16 protein-coding genes and 1 pseudogene are annotated in these 18,958 nt (G+C 59.7%); 12 read left to right on the plus strand and 5 right to left on the minus strand.

All coding sequences use genetic code 11. The annotated features are described in order from the left end of the window. Positions 1–636 (minus strand): MOSC domain-containing protein, encoded by a 636-nt coding sequence (locus tag T18_RS08670; RefSeq protein WP_038489346.1) that lies wholly within the window; start codon positions 634–636, stop codon positions 1–3. A gap of 37 nt (positions 637–673) precedes the next feature. Here T18_RS08670 and recR point away from each other — a divergent pair, with 37 nt between their 5' ends. Both recR and T18_RS08680 read left to right on the plus strand, forming a co-directional pair. Further along, on the plus strand, positions 674–1,279 hold the full coding sequence (gene recR, locus T18_RS08675) for a recombination mediator RecR (RefSeq protein ID WP_003514308.1): 606 nt from the start codon (positions 674–676) through the stop codon (positions 1,277–1,279). 123 nt (positions 1,280–1,402) lie between these two features. Further along, positions 1,403–2,641, plus strand: coding sequence for a lytic murein transglycosylase (locus T18_RS08680; protein WP_046205576.1), 1,239 nt, complete (start codon positions 1,403–1,405; stop codon positions 2,639–2,641). 15 nt (positions 2,642–2,656) lie between these two features. On the opposite strand, the gene T18_RS08685 is transcribed toward T18_RS08680, so the two are convergent. Next, positions 2,657–3,118: a GNAT family N-acetyltransferase gene (locus T18_RS08685; protein ID WP_038489340.1), complete on the minus strand. Its 462-nt coding sequence runs from the start codon at positions 3,116–3,118 to the stop codon at positions 2,657–2,659. An 86-nt stretch (positions 3,119–3,204) separates the two neighbouring features. Further along, positions 3,205–4,833, minus strand: a complete 1,629-nt coding sequence (locus T18_RS08690; RefSeq protein ID WP_075807519.1) for an MFS transporter — start codon at positions 4,831–4,833, stop codon at positions 3,205–3,207. 287 nt (positions 4,834–5,120) lie between these two features. On the opposite strand from T18_RS08690, the pseudogene rimP reads away from it, so the two are divergent. The 9 genes and pseudogenes from rimP (at position 5,121) to T18_RS08735 (ending at position 16,332) form a co-directional block, all read left to right on the plus strand. Beyond that, positions 5,121–5,716 (plus strand): annotated as a pseudogene (gene rimP / locus T18_RS08695) (ribosome maturation factor RimP). Between the two features lie 64 nt (positions 5,717–5,780). Next, positions 5,781–7,397, plus strand: a complete 1,617-nt coding sequence (gene nusA, locus T18_RS08700) for a transcription termination factor NusA (protein WP_025592018.1) — start codon at positions 5,781–5,783, stop codon at positions 7,395–7,397. Next, positions 7,394–8,095, plus strand: coding sequence for an RNA-binding protein (locus tag T18_RS08705; RefSeq protein ID WP_003514297.1), 702 nt, complete (start codon positions 7,394–7,396; stop codon positions 8,093–8,095). Before nusA ends, T18_RS08705 begins: the two co-directional genes overlap by 4 nt. A 102-nt stretch (positions 8,096–8,197) precedes the next feature. Beyond that, positions 8,198–10,945, plus strand: a complete 2,748-nt coding sequence (infB, locus tag T18_RS08710; protein ID WP_003514296.1) for a translation initiation factor IF-2 — start codon at positions 8,198–8,200, stop codon at positions 10,943–10,945. 75 nt (positions 10,946–11,020) lie between these two features. Beyond that, positions 11,021–11,437 (plus strand): 30S ribosome-binding factor RbfA, encoded by a 417-nt coding sequence (gene rbfA, locus T18_RS08715; RefSeq protein WP_003507167.1) that lies wholly within the window; start codon positions 11,021–11,023, stop codon positions 11,435–11,437. A 3-nt stretch (positions 11,438–11,440) separates the two neighbouring features. Beyond that, complete coding sequence (truB, locus tag T18_RS08720) at positions 11,441–12,388, plus strand: tRNA pseudouridine(55) synthase TruB (RefSeq protein WP_038489324.1); 948 nt, start codon at positions 11,441–11,443, stop codon at positions 12,386–12,388. A gap of 163 nt (positions 12,389–12,551) precedes the next feature. Continuing rightward, complete coding sequence (gene rpsO, locus T18_RS08725; protein WP_003514294.1) at positions 12,552–12,821, plus strand: 30S ribosomal protein S15; 270 nt, start codon at positions 12,552–12,554, stop codon at positions 12,819–12,821. A gap of 271 nt (positions 12,822–13,092) precedes the next feature. Further along, positions 13,093–15,240 (plus strand): polyribonucleotide nucleotidyltransferase, encoded by a 2,148-nt coding sequence (gene pnp, locus T18_RS08730; protein WP_003514278.1) that lies wholly within the window; start codon positions 13,093–13,095, stop codon positions 15,238–15,240. 75 nt (positions 15,241–15,315) lie between these two features. Then, positions 15,316–16,332: a class I SAM-dependent methyltransferase gene (locus tag T18_RS08735; protein WP_038489321.1), complete on the plus strand. Its 1,017-nt coding sequence runs from the start codon at positions 15,316–15,318 to the stop codon at positions 16,330–16,332. A 15-nt stretch (positions 16,333–16,347) separates the two neighbouring features. Here T18_RS08735 and T18_RS08740 read toward each other — a convergent pair whose 3' ends face one another. Then, the gene (locus tag T18_RS08740) at positions 16,348–17,292 is read right to left on the minus strand and encodes an AEC family transporter (protein WP_013635221.1); all 945 of its coding nucleotides are present in this window, start codon (positions 17,290–17,292) and stop codon (positions 16,348–16,350) included. Between the two features lie 535 nt (positions 17,293–17,827). Here T18_RS08740 and T18_RS08745 point away from each other — a divergent pair. Then, complete coding sequence (locus T18_RS08745) at positions 17,828–18,820, plus strand: adenosine kinase (RefSeq protein WP_038489318.1); 993 nt, start codon at positions 17,828–17,830, stop codon at positions 18,818–18,820. On the opposite strand, the gene T18_RS27625 is transcribed toward T18_RS08745, so the two are convergent. Next, positions 18,813–18,958 (minus strand): SH3 domain-containing protein (locus tag T18_RS27625; RefSeq protein ID WP_323455213.1); only part of this gene is annotated, 146 nt, incomplete at its 5' end. The two genes, T18_RS08745 and T18_RS27625, sit on opposite strands and share 8 nt — an antisense overlap.

Genomic DNA, 18,958 nt, shown 5'->3' on the forward strand with positions numbered 1-18,958 from the left:
TCAGACTTCCAGCATGGCGCGGAACCGGCTCGCAAGCGGGGTGCCGAGATATGCGGCACGTTCGTCCCTGGTAAGCTGCATGGGGCGGAAGCGCTGGAGAATGACCGGTATCGGCAGCTTCGTTCCCTGATAGGGTTCGAAAGCGATGCCTTCGCCGGCGCTGAGCATTCCACCTTTCAGAACCCGGCAATAAAAGCCCGGCTGCCCCGCCTGCCGAAAACGCGGCGCGAAGCCGGGATCGCCGAGCCGGGCTGACAGGGTGGCGCAGGGAATGCGGGCGGCGGTCACTTCCAGCACCACTTCCTCGGCTGAAAACCTGTCGCCGACATGCAGTTTTGCACTATCGACACCTTCCAGAACCAGATTTTCCCCAAAAAATCCGGGCTCAACCACAAAACCCAGCGTACGCGACCAGAAATCGAGATCGACGGAACCCATGGCGTAGATCGCCTGATCCGGCCCGCCGTGATGTTTACGATTGCAGACAGCGTCGCTGACGATGCCTTGCGCATCCACCATCACCGCGCCCTGCACGGCATGTTTGAAAATACCCGTCTTCGCCGTCTTTCCCGGCAAGGCCTTCGCCTCGCCCCGGCACACTGCCCGTATTTTCATGGACTGCCCTTCGCGCTTCATGATTCCCGTTTCCCGATTTATGCAGTAGAAAGCGCTCATGGCAAAACGAGTCACCGGTCCCGAAATCGAAAAACTGATCCAGCTGCTTGCAAAAGTGCCGGGGCTTGGGCCCCGCTCGGCGCGGCGGGCGGCGCTGCATCTCATCAAGAAGAAGGAACAGCTTCTTGGACCGCTGGGCCACGCGATGGGTGAAGCCTATGACAAGGTGAAGATCTGCTCGTGCTGCGGCAATGTCGATACCATCGATCCCTGCACGGTCTGCGCCGATGATAGACGTGACCAGTCGGTCATCATCGTGGTGGAAGACGTGTCGGATCTGTGGGCGCTGGAGCGAGCAGGCGCAATGAATACCGCATATCATGTGCTTGGTGGCACGCTATCGCCGCTCGATGGCGTCGGGCCGGAAGATCTGAACATCAAGGGACTGATCGATCGCGTCAGCGCCGGCGGTATTCGCGAGCTCATCATCGCCGTCAATGCGACGGTGGAGGGACAGGCAACAGCCCATTACATCACCGACCGCCTGGCCGATCTCGGCATCAAGATCACCCGGCTTGCGCATGGCGTGCCTGTTGGCGGCGAGCTGGACTATCTCGACGAGGGCACATTGACGGCGGCGCTGCGCGCTCGCACAACGATCTGACGCCTTCTTTCCCTGTCCGTCACTCGAAGAGGAGACCGAATGCGAAACCGATTTGATTCTTTGTTTTGGCGCATTTCCAGACGGAAAACCGGCCTCCACTTTTCCTGGAAAAGCCTCAAGGCATTGGCCACCATTCTTTCCGTTTTTTCAGCAACGGACGCTCTGGCGCAATCCGCGCCGACAGGTGCCGCTGCTGCCCGGTACGATGCCGATTTCAATGCGTGGCTGAAAAAGGAAATCTGGCCGGAAGCGCGCAAGGCGGGAATTTCGCAAAAGACGCTGGAGGCTGCGCTGAGCGGCCTTTCCATCAACTGGAGTCTGCCTGATCTCGTCATCCCCGGCCAGAAGCCGCCGAAGGAACAGAGCCAGAGCCAGGCCGAATTTTCATCGCCCGGCGCTTATTTCTCCGAAAAACGATTGCAGGGGCTTGCCGCCACCGGCCGCTCTCTGGCCGCGACGCATGCCGCCACCCTTCGCCGGATCGAAGCCAAATATGGCGTGCCCGGCGATGTCGTCGTGGCGATCTGGGGCCGCGAATCCGGTTTCGGCCGTGCGAAACTGCCGCATTCGGTTGTCGATGTGCTGGCGACGAAAGCCTATATGTCGACCCGCAAGGAGATGTTCCGCACCGAGCTGATCGATGCGCTGAAGATCGTCGAAAGCGGCGATATTGCGGCCTCGCGCATGATGGGGTCCTGGGCAGGCGCGCTCGGTCAGCCGCAATTCATGCCGTCGAGCTATCTCAAATATGCCGTTGATTTCGATGGCGACGGCCACCGCGATATCTGGAACTCCGTGCCGGACGCATTGGCATCCATAGCGAACTATCTTTCGCAGCGCGGCTGGCAGAGGGATCGCGACTGGGGCTTCGAAGTGTCTATACCCGGCAACGTCTCCTGCGCCCAGGAAGGCCCGGATCTTGCCCGGCCGGTGAGTGCGTGGGCGAAGATGGGGATCACCCGCATTTCCGGAAAGGCCTTTCCATCCAACGACGTCTCCGCCGACGGCATGATGCTTGTGCCGGCCGGGCGGCACGGGCCGGAATTCGTGGTCACGCCGAACTTCTACGTCATCAAGGAATACAATAATTCCGATCTCTACGCGCTGTTCATCGGCAATCTCGCCGACCGCATCTCCCATGGGGCGGGGCCGTTCAAGGGCGAATGGGGCAATGTCGGATCGATGTTGCGCTCCGACGTTCTTGCCATGCAGAAGGCACTCGTCGCCAAGGGCTATGATGTCGGCAAAGCGGACGGGCTGGCCGGCTTCAAGACACGCCGGTCACTGGGCGACTGGCAGGCGAAAAACGGTCTGTCACCGACCTGCTTTCCCGATGTGACACTGAAGAACCGCCTGCGCTGATTTCCCCCGCTCCAGTCAGGCGGTTTGCCTGCGCCATTCATAGAGTGCGTCCGGCAACTTTTCCTCGCAGGCGGACCCATCCGTTTCCCGCACCTTGCGGAACCCATGACGCTCGTAAAAGCTAGTGGCGCGTGTATTTTGCTGGAACACCCACAATTGAAGGAGTTGTTGCTCTTGCTTTGCCCTGTCTAGTAAGGTCGCGCCCAGATTTCTGCCTACGCGAGCGGGCAGACAATAAAGATGATCCAGCCATTCTTTCCGAAAAGCGCAAAAGCCGACGAGAACGCCGTCTTCCTCCGCAACCCAGACCTCATTTTCCTTGAAGACGATATTGCTGAAATAGTCCTTGTCTTCCTCGAAACTGTGCAAGTCTGGTAAATAGGGAAGAAAATGCCTGCGTGACGTACGGAAAATTGCGGCGACATCGTCGGCATCCATAAGTGTCGCACGCCTTGAAATAACCTTCTGGTCTTCCATATCGTTCCCCTGTCGTTCGAGGCAATATACGCATCCTGCAACGGCGGGATGACAGGAATAGCCAGAGGGCTGGGATCGAACTCCCTTTAGTGCTGGTCCGTATGCGGCTTGTGGAAGATGTCATCTGTCGGCGAAATGGTCTGCCGCTCGATCATCCGGTGCACGCGGGGCCGTGTCTTGCCGCGATGAAGGGCCAGCAGCCGGTCCCAGGCTTCCGCATCCGCCTGGGTGCGGCGGTGGTTGTGGCGGACATATTCCACCCATGTCAGTACATGGTAGCTTTCCGTCCAGATATCTGGATTTTCCAGATCACGCATCAGGTTCCAATTGCGCGCGCCATCGCGCAGACGGATGCGGCGACGCTCGGCCATCAACGGCAGGAATTCGCCGAGATCCTCGTCATGAATTTCATAGTCTATGAGAATGGCAATCGGCCCGCTGCGCGGCTTGATATCGAGCCTTAGCGGCGGCTCGACGAAACGGTTGAGCGGATCGAGATTGAGTGAAGCAAAAGCGGGCATGGCGAGTTTGAGGCCGACGACGACGCCCAGCAGCATCAGCACGCACGAACCGAGAAGGGAATAGGAAATACCGTAATCTTCCGCCAGCTCGCCCCACAGCCAACTGCCGACGGCAATGCCGCCGAAGGTCAGCGTCTGGTAAAGCGACAGCGCCCGGCCCACCACCCAGCGCGGGGCAGAAAGCTGGACGATGGTATTGAACAGGGAAAGCGCCAGAACCCAGCAGGCACCGGCAATAGTCAAAACAAGCGAGGTTACGATCGCGTTCGTGCTGACCGCCGTCACGCCGGAACTGAAGGCGAAGCCCAAAAAGGCGACACGCACGATCCATTCGCTGGACAAAACCTCGCGAAGTCTGGCGCTGACGAGTGCGCCGCCGATAGCGCCGACACCGAACGCACCGAGCATGACGCCGTAGGTCAGCGGGCCACCCTCGACCAGATCGCGGGCAACGATCGGCATCAGCGCCAGGATGGCGCTGGCGGAAAGGCCGAAGAGAAAGCCACGCACCAGAACCTTGCCGATATTCGGCGACATCGCCACATAACGCATCCCGGCCGATATGGCGGCAAGAAGCTGCTCGCGCGGCAAGGTCGAGGCATATTTGGGCGGCTGCCAGCGAACCAGCGCGTAGATGAGGGCAAAATAGCTGAGCGCGTTCACGAAAAACGCGGCCGCGGCGCCGGCGGCAGCGACGATGATGCCGCCGATGGCAGGACCGACGCTGCGGGTGATGTTGAAGCCCACGCTGTTCAGTGTCACGGCAGCGGGCAGATCCTCACGCGGCACCATTTCGCCGACGGACGCCTGCCAGGACGGATTGTTGAGCGCCGTGCCACAGCCGATCATGAAGGTGAAGAAGAGCAGCAACCACGGAGTGAGCCAGCCGGACCAGGCAAAAACCGTCAGCAGCACGGAAGCCGTCAGCATCAGGATCTGAGCGGAAATCATGATGCGGCGGCGGTCGAAACTATCGGCCAGTGCGCCTGAAATCAGCGAAAACATCATGATCGGCAGCGAGGTGGAGGCCTGTACCAGCGCGATCATGTTTTCGGAACTCGACAGCGAGGTCATCATCCACGCGGCGCCAACCGCCTGGATCAGACCGCCGAAATTCGAGGCAAGGCTCGCGATCCAGATTCGTCTGTAAGTCAAATGCCTTAAAGGCGCGAGTGGCGATTTACGGTCAGGCACGATCAGTCCACTTGATGCAACTGCGATTTGTCAAACGGCAACTATAGACAGTGCCGGAAATCATGCCACCCTTTCCGACACGGTGACGGTGAAAATGTGGCCGAAGCCGTGACTGAAGCGCCCTGCCCGCGAAAACCTTGCAATCCTGCCCTGATGGGTCTATATGACCTTTGAAATTCTTGATCGCTTGATGAAGAGTGGGGCCGCAAGGCTCCGCTCTTTTTCGTTAGGCGAACCGGAAACCACGGGCTGAGCGCCCGGTGAAAATCTAAAGACCGGAAGGCCAGATGGCAGACACCGTACATGAACCGCGACTGATAACCGAAACGGGAATCGACCAGCGCATCGCCGAAATCATCGAGCCTGTTTTGACGGGCATGGGATATCTTCTGGTGCGCGTGCGGCTCTCCAACCAGAACGGCAGACCCTGCAGGTGATGGCCGAGCGGGAAGACGGCACCATGACCGTCGAGGGCTGCGAAGCCGTGTCAATGGCGATTTCACCGGTTCTTGATGTGGAAGATCCGGTCGATAAGGCGTATCATCTCGAAGTTTCCTCGCCCGGCATCGACCGGCCGATGGTTCGCAAGTCGGATTTCACCCGTTGGCAGGGCCATCTGGTGAAGGCCGAAACATCCATTCTGGTCGAAAATCGCAAGCGGTTTCGCGGCAAGATCGTCGAGGTGGATGCGGACGGCTTCAAGCTGGAACGCGACCAGATCGCCTATGGCGACGAACCGACAGTCACCATTCCGTTCAGCGCGCTTTCCGACGCGAAGCTCATTCTGACGGACGACCTTATTCGTGATGCGCTGCGGGCAGACAAGGCGGCAAAGGCCGCCGCCGCAAACCAGAACGACGAAAACGAAGCAGACGAAGACTAATTCCAACGTAAAAGCCCGGAAAACGGGTGATCCCCGCAATTATGCGACTTACGGAGACAAAAAAATGGCAGTGAGTGCTAACCGGCTTGAGCTTCTGCAGATCGCCGATGCTGTGGCGCGCGAAAAGGTCATCGACCGCGAAATCGTGCTTGCCGCAATGGCCGACGCTATCCAGAAAGCCGCCCGCTCGCGCTATGGTTCGGAAACCAACATTCGCGCCGACATCAACTCCAAGACCGGCGAAATCCGCCTGCAGCGTCTTCTGGAAGTGGTAGAGACGGCCGAAGACTATTCGACCCAGATTCCGCTCGAACTTGCCCGCGACCGTAACCCGGACGCCAAGCTCGGCGATTTCATCGCCGATCCGCTGCCGCCGATGGATTTCGGCCGTATCGCCGCACAGTCCGCCAAGCAGGTCATCGTTCAGAAGGTGCGCGAAGCAGAACGCGACCGTCAGTATGACGAGTTCAAGGATCGCATCGGCGAAATCGTCAACGGCACCGTCAAGCGCGTCGAATATGGCAATGTCATCGTTGATCTGGGCCGTGGCGAAGGCATCATCCGTCGCGACGAGATGATTCCGCGGGAAAACATGCGTTATGGCGACCGTGTACGCGCTTACGTCTACGACGTTCGCCGCGAGCAGCGTGGCCCGCAGATTTTCCTGTCGCGTACACATCCGCAGTTCATGGTGAAGCTGTTCACCATGGAAGTTCCTGAAATCTACGACGGCATCATCCAGATCAAGTCGGTTGCCCGTGACCCCGGTTCGCGCGCCAAGATCGCCGTCATTTCGAACGACTCGTCGATCGATCCGGTCGGCGCCTGCGTCGGTATGCGCGGTTCGCGCGTTCAGGCCGTTGTCGGCGAATTGCAGGGCGAAAAGATCGACATTATTCCGTGGAGCCAGGAGCCGGCATCCTTCATCGTCAACGCTCTGCAGCCCGCTGAAGTGGCCAAGGTCGTTCTGGATGAAGAATCCGAGCGCATCGAAGTTGTGGTTCCCGACGAGCAGCTTTCGCTCGCCATCGGCCGCCGCGGCCAGAACGTACGTCTGGCATCGCAGCTGACCGGCTGGGATATCGACATCATGACCGAGCAGGAAGAATCCGAGCGTCGCCAGAAGGAATTCAACGAGCGCACGGCACTCTTCATGGACGCCCTCGACGTTGACGAGATGGTTGGTCAGGTTCTGGCTTCCGAAGGCTTCGCGCAGGTTGAAGAACTTGCCTATGTCGATCTTGGCGAAATTTCCTCGATCGACGGCTTCGATGATGACACCGCCGATGAAATCCAGACCCGCGCCCGCGAATATCTGGAACGCCTGGAAGCCGAAATGGACGCCAAGCGCAAGGAACTCGGCGTTGCCGACGAGCTGCGCCAGATCGAAGGCCTGACCTCGCAGATGATGGTCGCCCTTGGTGAAGACGGTATCAAGACCATCGAGGACTTTGCCGGTTGCGCCGCAGACGATCTGGTCGGCTGGAGCGAACGCAAGGACGGCGAGACGAAGAAGTTCGAAGGCATCTTCTCCAAGCTCGACGTATCGCGCGTCGAAGCTGAGAACATGGTTGTGCAGGCCCGTCTTCTGGCAGGCTGGATCACGGCCGAGGATCTGGCTTCCGAAGAAGAAGTCGATGCGGAAGCTACTGAGGAGGCGGATACCGCCGGACAGGAATGACATCGCAGGTGCATGAGCCGGACGAGCTGCCCGAAACCGATGAGGACGGGCGGCTGGAAGGCAACGTCAATGGACGTATGTGCATTGTGACAAGGCAGAGCGGATCTCCAGACGAGTTGATCCGCTTCGTCGCAGGGCCGGACGGCAACGTCGTTCCGGACCTGAAACGCCAATTGCCGGGGCGCGGATGCTGGGTAAAACCGGAGCGCGCCCTGATAGAGAAAGCCATCGCGAAGAAGATCTTCGCACGGGCGCTCAAACGCGACGTCAAGGCCGGGCCGGAGCTTCTCGCTCTTCTCGACCGGCTTATGTCGCAGCAGCTTGCCGGAATGATGAACATGGCGCGCAAGGCGGGTCAGTTCATCAGCGGCGCGACGAAAGTCGATGCCGCCGTCCGTTCGGGGAATGCGATTGCCGTGTTCCACGCAACCGATGCCGCGGCAGACGGCGTGCGAAAACTGGACCAGGCCCGCAAGGCCTGGGAGCTCGGCAGCGATGCCGGCAATGAAATTCCGTCCTTCCGGCTCTTTAGCGAAGCCGAAATGGACGAGTTGATGGGCCAGAATGCTTTTATCCATGCTTGCGCGCTTGCGGGGCAGGCGGGTGAGGGTGTAGTGAAGCGCGCAAAGATGCTTAAGCAGTACCGCCTTGGCGGTCAGCCTGAGGCGGAACGCGACGCTGCCCGGACAGTACAATGACGCGGTTGCCAAACATGAACGGCCGCCGCGTTCCGATGCAGCAATTGAACGACGAGACCTGATGGATGTCATCCGGTTCTCGTCCGTAGGAACGGGAACGGAATGACCGACAACAACGACGACAAGACACTCAATGCGCCGGCCAAGAAGACTCTTACCCTGAAACCGGGCGGGATGAATCAGGGCACCGTGCGGCAGGACATGGGTCGAGGTCGCACCAACGCGGTTGTCGTGGAAACACGCAAGCGCCGCCCCCTGCGTCCCGAAGACGAGAAGCCGGTTCAGCCTGTCGTGGCGGCAGCTCCGGCGCCGAAGCCGGCAGCGCCTGCCCCTTCGGCACCGCGTCCGCAGGCCCCACAGCAACGCATTCAACAGCCGAGCAACCAACAGCAGCGTCCGGGTTCTTCCCATTCGCAGCAGCGCCCCGGCTCGTCCGCACCGCAGCAGCGCCAGCCTGACCGTCCGCGCGGCAACGTTCTGCACGACCTGTCCGCAGGCGAGATGGAAGCCCGCCGCCGTGCGCTGATAGAAGCGCAGGCTCGCGATGTTATCGAAGCCAAGCAGCGCGCCGAAGACGAAGCCCGCCGCAAGGTGGAAGAAGAACAACGCATCGCCGCTGAAAAGATCGAAGCCGAAAACCGCGCTGCCGAAGAGGCTGCTGCGGCAAAGATCGCTGCGAGCCAGCCTGTTACGGAAGCGAAATCCGATCTGTCCGGCGAAAAGCCGGCTGCGGCCGCTGCGCCGGCGCCACGCGCTGACGCCCGTCCCCAGCCTGTTGCTCCCCGTTCCGCTCCCGCCACGCCCGACGCCGCCGCTCCCCGCGGACGCCGCACCGGTGGCGACGACGAGGACGATCGCGGCGCAGTCCGTCGCGGCAGCAGCCTTCCGGCTCGTGGCAAGGTCGTGGCTCCGGTTCCGGCCAAGCCTGCAGCCCGCCTGAAGACCGAAGAAGAGCGCCGTCGTGGCAAGCTGACCGTGACCGCCGCCAATCTGGAAGAAGATGGTACGCCGCGTGGCCGCTCCATGGCATCCATGCGCCGCCGCCAGGAGAAATTCCGTCGCAGCCAGATGCAGGAAACCCGCGAAAAGGTTCTGCGCGAAGTCATCCTGCCGGAAACCATCACCATTCAGGAACTGTCGCAGCGTATGTCCGAGCGCGCCGTTGACGTCATCAAGTTCCTGATGAAGGAAGGCCAGATGCTGAAGCCGGGCGACGTGATCGACGCCGATCTGGCGGAACTGATCGCGGTCGAATTCGGCCATACGGTCAAGCGCGTTTCCGAATCCGACGTTGAAGAGGGTCTCTTCAACAAGGCTGACGATGAAGGCGAGATGGTTTCCCGTCCGCCGGTCGTGACCATCATGGGCCACGTCGACCACGGCAAGACCTCGCTGCTCGACGCTATCCGTCAGGCGAATGTCGTTGCTGGCGAGGCCGGTGGTATCACCCAGCATATCGGCGCCTATCAGGTCGAAAAGAACGGTCAGAAGATCACCTTCATCGACACCCCCGGCCACGCCGCCTTTACGGCAATGCGTGCCCGTGGTGCGCAGGCAACCGACATCGCCGTGCTGGTTGTCGCAGCCGACGACAGCGTGATGCCGCAGACGATCGAGTCGATTAACCATGCGAAGGCGGCCGGTGTTCCGATCGTCGTTGCGATCAACAAGATCGACAAGCACGAGGCAAACCCTGAAAAGGTTCGCCAGCAGCTGCTGCAGCACGAAGTGTTCGTGGAATCGATGGGTGGTGAAGTTCTTGATGTCGAAGTGTCGGCCAAGAACAAGCTCAACCTCGACAAGCTGCTCGAAGCGATCCTGCTTCAGGCGGAAATCCTCGATCTCAAGGCGGATCCAAGCCGCACTGCGGAAGGCACGGTCATCGAAGCCGAGCTGGACCGTGGACGTGGTGCCGTCGCGACCGTTCTCGTGCAGAAGGGTACACTGAAGCCCGGCCAGATCATCGTTGCCGGCGATCAGTGGGGCCGTGTGCGCGCGCTCGTCAACGACAAGGGCGACCACGTGAAGGAAGCCGGTCCGGCCATGCCGGTCGAAATCCTCGGCCTTTCCGGTACGCCGTCGGCCGGTGACCGTTTTGCGGTTGTCGAAAACGAAGGTCGTGCTCGCGAGATCTCCGAATACCGCCAGCGTCTGGCTCGCGACAAGGCTGTTGCCCGTCAGACCGGTCAGCGCGGCTCGCTGGAACAGATGATGAGCCAGTTGCAGACTTCGGGATTGAAGGAATTCCCGCTGGTCATCAAGGCGGACGTGCAAGGTTCGGTCGAAGCCATTATCGCTTCGCTCGACAAGCTCGGCACAGACGAAGTCCGCGCTCGTGTCGTTCACTCTGGTGCTGGTGCCATCACGGAATCGGATATCTCGCTTGCCGAGGCATCGAACGCCGCGATCATCGGCTTCAACGTTCGCGCCAACGCACAGGCGCGTACGGCGTCCGAACGCGCCGGTATCGAAATCCGCTACTACAACATCATCTACGATCTGGTGGATGACGTGAAGGCGGCGATGTCGGGTCTGCTTTCGCCGGAACGTCGCGAGACCTTCCTCGGCAATGCCGAAATTCTCGAGGTGTTCAACATCACCAAGGTCGGTAAGGTCGCGGGTTGCCGCGTCGTCGAGGGCAAGGTGGAACGTGGTGCGGGTGTGCGTCTGGTGCGCGACAACGTCGTTATCCACGAAGGCAAGCTCAAGACCCTCAAGCGCTTCAAGGACGAAGTCAACGAAGTGCCTGTTGGTCAGGAGTGCGGTATGGCCTTCGAGAATTACGAAGACATTCGCGCCGGCGACACCATCGAGTGCTTCCGCGTCGAACACATCACGAGAACGCTCTAAGCGTCTCGCCGCAAAACAGGACTTTTCTGTCGGGCGCCGGCTTCACCGGCGCTCGCTCCGTTTGAGGCATTACCCATGGCAAAAGCAACATCATCGGCCCCTTCGCAACGCATGCTGCGTGTTGGCGAACAGGTGCGCGCCGCCCTGACCCAAATTCTCCAGCGCGGTGAAGTCCGCGACGATCTGATCGAAGGCACCGTCATTTCCATCTCGGAAGTGCGCATGTCACCCGATCTCAAGATCGCGACCGCTTACGTGACGCCGCTTGGCGTTGCGGATCATACCGACATCATCACGGCGCTCAACCGCCATGCCAAGTTCATGCGCGGCCGCCTCGGCCCGCAGCTGCGGCAGATGAAGTACATGCCGGAACTGCGTTTCCGCGACGATACGAGTTTCGACAACTACCAGAAGATCGACGCACTCCTGCGGTCACCGGAGGTGCAGCGCGATCTGGGACCTTCGAACGAAAAAGACGACGAACAGAACTGAAGCATGTCCAAACCACGCAAACAGCAGAACCGCAAACCCAAGGGCCGCCCGATTTCGGGCTGGCTCATTCTCGACAAGCCGCTCGATTTCGGCTCAACCGAAGCCGTTTCCAAGATCAAATGGCTGTTCAACGCCCAGAAGGCAGGTCACGCCGGAACGCTCGACCCCTTGGCGTCCGGCATGTTGCCGATTGCACTCGGTGACGCCACAAAGACCGTTCCTTACGTCATGGACGGCCGGAAAATCTACGAGTTTACCGTCACCTGGGGTGAAGAACGCGCAACCGACGATCTGGAAGGCGAGGTAGTCAACTCCTCCGACCAGCGCCCGGACGAACAGGCGATCCGCGATATTCTGCCCAATTATACCGGCGTGATCATGCAGACGCCGCCGCAGTTTTCCGCCATCAAGATTGCCGGTGAGCGGGCCTATGATCTGGCGCGTGAAGGCGAAACGGTGGAGATTCCCGCGCGCGAGGTGGAAATTCACCGCCTGACGCTGCTCGCCTGCCCCGACGCCAGCACAGCGCATTTCGAAGTGGAATGCGGCAAGGGTACCTATGTGCGGGCGCTTGCGCGCGACATGGGCCGGGATCTCGGCTGTTTCGGTCATATTTCGCAATTGCGCCGTACAATGGTCGCGCCATTCGGCGAGGACATGATGGTACCGCTCGAAACCTTGACGGCGCTCGAAGCCATCGAAGACCGCGACGAGCGGCTTGAAGCGCTCGATGCTTTTCTGATCGACACGGCGGAAGCGCTTTCATCCCTTCCCCACCTCATCATCAATGATGATCAGGCACACCGGCTGAAGATGGGCAACCCGATCCTGCTGCGCGGGCGTGATGCGCCGGCCAATCACCCGGAGGCCTATGCCACTGCGCATGGCAAGCTCATTGCCATCGGCGAGATCGGCGAGGGCGAATTCCGGCCGAAGCGCGTTTTCGGTTGAGACGAGCCTTGAGGGGCGGCGTCAATCGCCTCTTTCAATTGTACCCGGAATAGTTTATAGGCAGCGCCAGCTTGGGCTTTGCCTATGCTGCCGAATGGCCAGAGCTGGACGACATCCCGGCTCTAGGCGTCCCATTTTTCCTTAAAATAGAAAGGATCGTCCGATGTCGATTACTGCAGAGCGCAAAGCCGCCCTCATCAAGGAATATGCAACGAACGAAGGCGACACCGGTTCTCCGGAAGTTCAGGTCGCTATTCTGACCGAGCGGATCAACAACCTGACCGGTCACTTCAAGGACCACAAGAAGGACAACCACTCCCGTCGTGGCCTTCTGACGCTGGTTTCGAGCCGCCGTTCGCTTCTCGACTATCTGAAGAAGAAGGACGAAGCCCGTTACAGCAAGCTGATCGGTGCTCTCGGCATTCGCCGCTAAAACCTTATCCGGCGGGTTTCGCAACGATACCCGCCGGTTTTTATATCTGGCCTTTTGAAGGTCATCTTCAATTTCCGGGCGTTCGCCATAGATGTGGCCCCCGGACGATAAGGCAGCCCCGGATGGGCCGGTGCAGCCTTTTCAACCGCAGACCTGTCATGGGGCAGGATTGCCGGATGCTTGCACCTTGAAAAGCCTCCGGCTGTCTTGCCCGTGATTGCGTCGTTCGTTGCCCCCTCGCAAGGCGGGCATACACAAACAAGGACAAGATATGTTCAATAAACACTCCGTGGAAATCGAATGGGCTGGCCGCCCGCTGAAGCTCGAGACAGGCAAGGTTGCCCGTCAGGCTGACGGCGCCGTCATCGCAACCTACGGCGAGACGATGGTTCTTGCGACGGTGGTTTCCGCAAAGTCTCCGAAGCCGGGACAGGACTTCTTCCCGCTCACCGTGAACTACCAGGAAAAGACCTACGCAGCCGGCAAGATCCCCGGCGGCTATTTCAAGCGCGAAGGCCGTCCGTCGGAAAAGGAAACGCTGGTTTCCCGCCTGATCGACCGTCCGATCCGCCCGCTGTTTCCTGAAGGCTACAAGAACGACACGCAGGTTGTCGTAACGGTCATTCAGCACGACCTCGAAAATGACCCGGACGTTCTGTCGATGGTTGCCGCATCCGCTGCGCTCACACTGTCTGGCATTCCTTTCATGGGCCCGGTCGGCGGCGCGCGCGTTGGTTACATCAACGGCGAATATGTTCTGAACCCGCATCTTGATGAGATGGATGAATCGGTTCTGGATCTGGTTGTTGCCGGCACGCAGGACGCCGTCCTGATGGTGGAGTCGGAAGCCAAGGAACTCAACGAAGACGTCATGCTCGGCGCCGTCATGTTCGGCCATCGCGGCTTCCAGCCGGTTATCGACGCGATCATCAAGCTCGCTGAAGTTGCCGCCAAGGAACCGCGCGAGTTCGAACCGGAAGATTTCTCCGCGCTCGAAAACGAAATGCTCGGCCTTGCCGAAACCGAACTGCGCACCGCCTACAAGATCACCGAAAAGGCTGCCCGTTACGCCGCCGTCGACGCCGTAAAGGCGAAGGTCAAGGCTCACTTCCTGCCGGAAGAAGGCGAAGCGAAGTATAGCCCTGAAGAAATCGGCGCTGTCTTCAAGCACCTTCAGGCGAAGATCGTTCGCTGGAACGTTCTCGACACCAAGAGCCGCATCGATGGCCGCGACCTGTCGACCGTTCGTCCGATCGTTTCGGAAGTTGGCATCCTGCCGCGTACGCACGGCTCGGCGCTGTTCACCCGTGGTGAAACCCAAGCGATCGTTGTTGCGACGCTCGGCACCGGCGAAGACGAACAGTATGTCGACAGCCTGACCGGCATGTACAAGGAACGTTTCCTTCTGCATTACAACTTCCCGCCCTACTCGGTCGGTGAAACGGGCCGTATGGGCTCCCCGGGCCGTCGCGAAATCGGTCACGGCAAGCTCGCATGGCGCGCTATCCGTCCGATGCTGCCGACTGCGGAACAGTTCCCCTACACGCTGCGCGTCGTTTCCGAAATCACCGAGTCCAACGGCTCTTCGTCGATGGCAACGGTTTGCGGCACCTCGCTTGCACTGATGGACGCTGGCGTACCGTTGGCCAAGCCAGTTGCCGGTATCGCCATGGGCCTTATCCTCGAAGGCGAGCGCTTTGCGGTTCTCTCCGACATCCTGGGTGACGAAGATCACCTCGGCGATATGGACTTCAAGGTTGCAGGTACTGCCGACGGCATCACCTCGCTGCAGATGGACATCAAGATCGCCGGTATCACCGAAGAGATCATGAAGATCGCTCTGGAGCAGGCACAGGGTGGCCGCAAGCACATCCTCGGCGAAATGGCGAATGCCATCACCGAGAGCCGCGGCCAGCTTGGCGAATTCGCACCGCGCATCGAAGTGATGAACATTCCGGTCGACAAGATCCGTGAAGTCATCGGTTCGGGCGGCAAGGTCATCCGCGAAATCGTCGAAAAGACCGGCGCCAAGATCAACATCGAAGACGACGGCACCGTCAAGATCGCTTCTGCTTCCGGCAAGGAAATCGAAGCGGCCCGCAAGTGGATCCATTCGATCGTTGCAGAACCGGAAGTCGGCCAGATCTACGAAGGTACGGTCGTCAAGACCGCTGACTTCGGCGCTTTCGTCAACTTCTTCGGCGCCCGCGACGGCCTCGTTCACATCTCGCAGCTCGCTTCCGAGCGTGTCGCCAAGACCTCCGACGTCGTCAAGGAAGGCGACAAGGTCTGGGTCAAGCTGATGGGCTTCGACGAGCGTGGCAAGGTTCGCCTGTCCATGAAGGTTGTCGACCAGGCAACCGGCAAGGAAGTTGCCGCAGACAAGAAGAAGGAAGATGGCGAAGCCGCTGCCGAGTAAGGCAGCCTCGCCAGACCCTATCGAGGCGCGGGTTTTGCCCGCGCCTTTTTTCTATTCCATCTTGAGGACGCTCCAATGAGCCGTGATGCTGTTAAAACCCTTTTCCATCCCTTTGCCGCAGAGATGCTCGACTTGCCGAAAGAGGGCGAGCGCGTTCTGTTTCTGGGAGCGGAAGCCGGCCCGCGGCTAGACGGTTTTAACGCTGACATCGTCTCGGTTCAGAATTTTCGACCGCTTTACCGGGCTCTTCAGGCGCAGAACGCAGAGGTCACGCCGGATATTTCCGGCGAGGACTACGATGCGGCGTTGCTGCTTTGCGGCAAACATCGCGGCGAGAACGAAAACCGCGTCGCTGAAGCGCTCTCTCGCGTCAAGGCGGGTGGGTTGATCGTGGCGGCGGGATCGAAAGAAGACGGCATTCTGACGCTGCGCAAGACGCTGGCAAAGCTTGGCATCGAGGCGGAATCGACGCCGAAGTACCACGGCGTCGCCCTCTGGTTCAAACGGCCGGAAGACGTTGCATCTGCCGTGTCGAAACTCGCGCAACATTCCGTTACGGTTGCTGGCCGTTTCACCGCCATGCCCGGGATGTTCTCGCATGACCGCGTGGACGATGGCTCGGAGCTGCTCGCCTCGCGCCTGCCGACCGACTTTGACGGCAACGCCGCCGATTTCGGCGCAGGCTGGGGTTATCTCTCGGTCATGCTGGCGGAAAAATCGCCGCGCACGGCGCGTATCGATCTTTTCGAAGCGGACTGGAACGCGCTCGAATTCGCCAAGACCAATCTTCTTGAAAACAATCCGCGACTGACGGCGCGCTTCTTCTGGCAGGACCTTGCAAACGAGCCGCCGAAAGAAAAATACGACCTCATCATCATGAACCCGCCTTTCCACGCGGCAGGACAGGCGGCAGAACCCGCTCTCGGTCAGGCCTTTATCAAGACGGCTGCCGGCGCGCTTCGCAACGGTGGAAAGCTGCTGCTGGTCGCCAATCGCGGCATGCCCTATGAGCCGGTGCTGGCGGCGGAATTCCGCACCAGCGCCGAGGTATGCCGCAACGCGCGCTTCAAGATCCTGAGCGCCCAGAAGTAAGCAATTCGAGCATCATCAGCTCAACAGCCATGCCCACAGCGACACGGAGAGAACACCGGTCGCCGTGGAAATGCTGATGGTGGAGGCCGCAACGCTGTGGCCGATGCCGAAGCGGTTGGCGATCAGCCATGCATTCACCCCTGTCGGCACCGACGAGGTGAGCACGAGGGCAGCTGTCCATTCCCGGCTGAGACCGAGAGCATGGCCCATGGCCCACACGCAGGCGGGCAGAAGCAGCAGTTTGAAAACCGTCATGGTGACAGCAATCCCCAGATTACCGCGAATGGTGTATTTCGTCAGCGCCATGCCGAGCGAGATGAGCGCTGCCGGTCCCGCCATGGACGCGATCTGATCAACCACGGTCTTGAGGATGGGCGTGAGCGTCACGCCTGAAACATTGGTCGAAAGCCCGATGAAAAGTCCGATCACCAGCGGATTTGTGATGAGGTTGCGGCCGACCTGCCTGAAGACAGAAGCCATGCTGCGCTTTTCGCCGCCCACCGCCTTATGCGTGGCGTTCTCCATCAGGATGGTACCGGCAATCATCATGACCGGCAGATGGATGGCCAGCAGAATGGAGAGGGCGACCAGCCCCTCATCCCCGATGGACCGCCCGACGAGCGGCAGGCCGATGAAGATATTGTTGGCAAAGGCCGAGGATATGCCGGCTATGACGGCGATGCGACTATCCTGCTTGAAGATGTACCGCGTGACGATATGCCCAACCGTCCAGGTTACGGCCACGCCGGCGAAATAGGTCAGCCACAGCCGGAAGGGCGATGCGCCATGAAAATTCGCCTCCGCAAGAGTGCGGAAGATCAAAGTCGGCACGGCGATCTTGAATACAAAATCGCTGAGAATCTCACCGGCATCAGCCCTGAACAAGCCGGCCTTGACGGTGAGCCAGCCGATCAGGATAAGAATGAAAATCGGAGCGACGTTCGCGGCAACGGCAGACATGGAGGGAGAGCTTTCGCGGCTTTTGCGGGAGATACTCCGCTTTAGAGCCTTTTCCAAGGGAATGGAATCGCGAAAACGCTGCACCCGGATGTTTCATTCAATACGCGACGTAGCTCCGTCAGGTATTTTTGCAGAAAGCCCCTCAAAACCGGTCACTGGATCAAGTGGCGCTGCGGTCGGTCTTTCGAGTACCGTCTATAATGAAAACCCGCTTGCGGCACTCTAGAAAGGGGCGCACCAAAGGTGGACCAAAAGAAAAAGCGGGGTTTCCCCCGCCTTTTGTCATATCCGTTATACGCCGTCAGTACATCCGTGACGGAGATAACGGGTGAGCCAGAAGACCTCATGTCTTCTATTCTGGTCCGTATTCACGCACCGTTTGCTCTGATCGGAGTGATAGCTTAACCACATTACAGGCACATGACGCGTTTCTGTCTCTGGTGGAGAACCGCATATTTCCCCTTTGGGCTTTTCTTGCCGCCAGAATTGTTTAAGACCGTTCAAAAATGTGCACCCTGCAAACCGGATAGGGCCTATGACGAAATCCGACGTACTGACTGTCGGCAATGCCATCGTCGACATCATTTCCCGTTGTGATGATCGCTTCCTCAATGATAACGCCATCACCAAGGGCGCGATGAACCTCATCGACGCGGAGCGGGCCGAACTGCTTTATTCGCTGATGGGACCCGCTCTCGAGGCCTCCGGCGGAAGTGCGGGCAACACGGCGGCGGGCGTGGCGAATTTCGGTGGCAGGGCGGCTTATTTCGGCAAGGTGGCCGAAGATCAGCTCGGCGAAATCTTCCAGCACGATATCCGCGCGCAGGGCGTCTATTTCGAAACGAAGCCGGAAGGCACGTTTCCGCCGACTGCCCGCTCGATGATCTTCGTCACGGAAGACGGTGAGCGCTCGATGAACACCTATCTCGGCGCCTGCGTCGATCTCGGTCCGGAAGATGTAGAAGAAGACGTCGTGGCGAACACGAAGGTCACCTATTTCGAAGGTTACCTGTGGGATCCGCCGCGCGCCAAGGATGCCATTCGCGATTGCGCCCGCATTGCGCATGAGAACGGCCGTGAAGTCTCCATGACGCTTTCAGACAGTTTCTGCGTAGGCCGATACCGCGAAGAATTTCTCGACCTGATGCGTTCCGGCACCGTGGACATCGTTTTCGCCAACAAGCAGGAAGCTCTCTCGCTCTATGAAACCGACGATTTCGAGCTGGCGCTGACGAAAATCGCTGCCGATTGCAAGATCGCAGCGGTAACGATGAGCGAAGAAGGCGCCGTTATCCTGCGCGGCACGGAACGCGTGAAGGTAGAAGCCTATCCAGTGTATGACGTGGTCGACACAACAGGCGCCGGCGATCTTTTCGCCGCCGGCTTCCTGTTCGGTTACACGCAGGATCGGTCTCTGGAAGATTGCGGCAAACTCGGCTGCCTTGCTGCTGCCGCCGTCATTCAGCAGGTCGGGCCGCGTCCGATGTCATCGCTCAAGGCGCTGGGCGAGAAAAACGGCCTTATTTAAAGGCCTCGCCGGGATAAGCACCCCAGATTTCACCCTGCGACACCCAGCCTGAGGCCTGACCGGCCTCGGCGCGGCACCAGTCGCCGTTGCATTCACCGATCCTGAAGACGACGCCCGGCTCCAGCCGGGCGATGACGG

Origin of the sequence: Rhizobium sp. TBD182, from assembly GCF_001950375.1 — a bacterium.
Lineage (GTDB): Bacteria > Pseudomonadota > Alphaproteobacteria > Rhizobiales > Rhizobiaceae > Agrobacterium > Agrobacterium tumefaciens.

Bases quoted from the DNA above. Each gene is read 5' to 3' on its own strand.
- nusA (WP_025592018.1), top strand. From the start codon at position 5,781: ATGGCAGTGAGTGCTAACCGGCTTGAGCTTCTGCAGATCGCCGATGCT.
- recR (WP_003514308.1), top strand. From the start codon at position 674: ATGGCAAAACGAGTCACCGGTCCCGAAATCGAAAAACTGATCCAGCTG.
- infB (WP_003514296.1), top strand. From the start codon at position 8,198: ATGACCGACAACAACGACGACAAGACACTCAATGCGCCGGCCAAGAAG.
- pnp (WP_003514278.1), top strand. From the start codon at position 13,093: ATGTTCAATAAACACTCCGTGGAAATCGAATGGGCTGGCCGCCCGCTG.
- T18_RS08670 (WP_038489346.1), bottom strand. From the start codon at position 636: ATGAAGCGCGAAGGGCAGTCCATGAAAATACGGGCAGTGTGCCGGGGC.
- T18_RS08740 (WP_013635221.1), bottom strand. From the start codon at position 17,292: ATGTCTGCCGTTGCCGCGAACGTCGCTCCGATTTTCATTCTTATCCTG.
- T18_RS08685 (WP_038489340.1), bottom strand. From the start codon at position 3,118: ATGGAAGACCAGAAGGTTATTTCAAGGCGTGCGACACTTATGGATGCC.
- rbfA (WP_003507167.1), top strand. From the start codon at position 11,021: ATGGCAAAAGCAACATCATCGGCCCCTTCGCAACGCATGCTGCGTGTT.
- T18_RS08705 (WP_003514297.1), top strand. From the start codon at position 7,394: ATGACATCGCAGGTGCATGAGCCGGACGAGCTGCCCGAAACCGATGAG.
- T18_RS08745 (WP_038489318.1), top strand. From the start codon at position 17,828: ATGACGAAATCCGACGTACTGACTGTCGGCAATGCCATCGTCGACATC.
- truB (WP_038489324.1), top strand. From the start codon at position 11,441: ATGTCCAAACCACGCAAACAGCAGAACCGCAAACCCAAGGGCCGCCCG.
- rpsO (WP_003514294.1), top strand. From the start codon at position 12,552: ATGTCGATTACTGCAGAGCGCAAAGCCGCCCTCATCAAGGAATATGCA.
- T18_RS08735 (WP_038489321.1), top strand. From the start codon at position 15,316: ATGAGCCGTGATGCTGTTAAAACCCTTTTCCATCCCTTTGCCGCAGAG.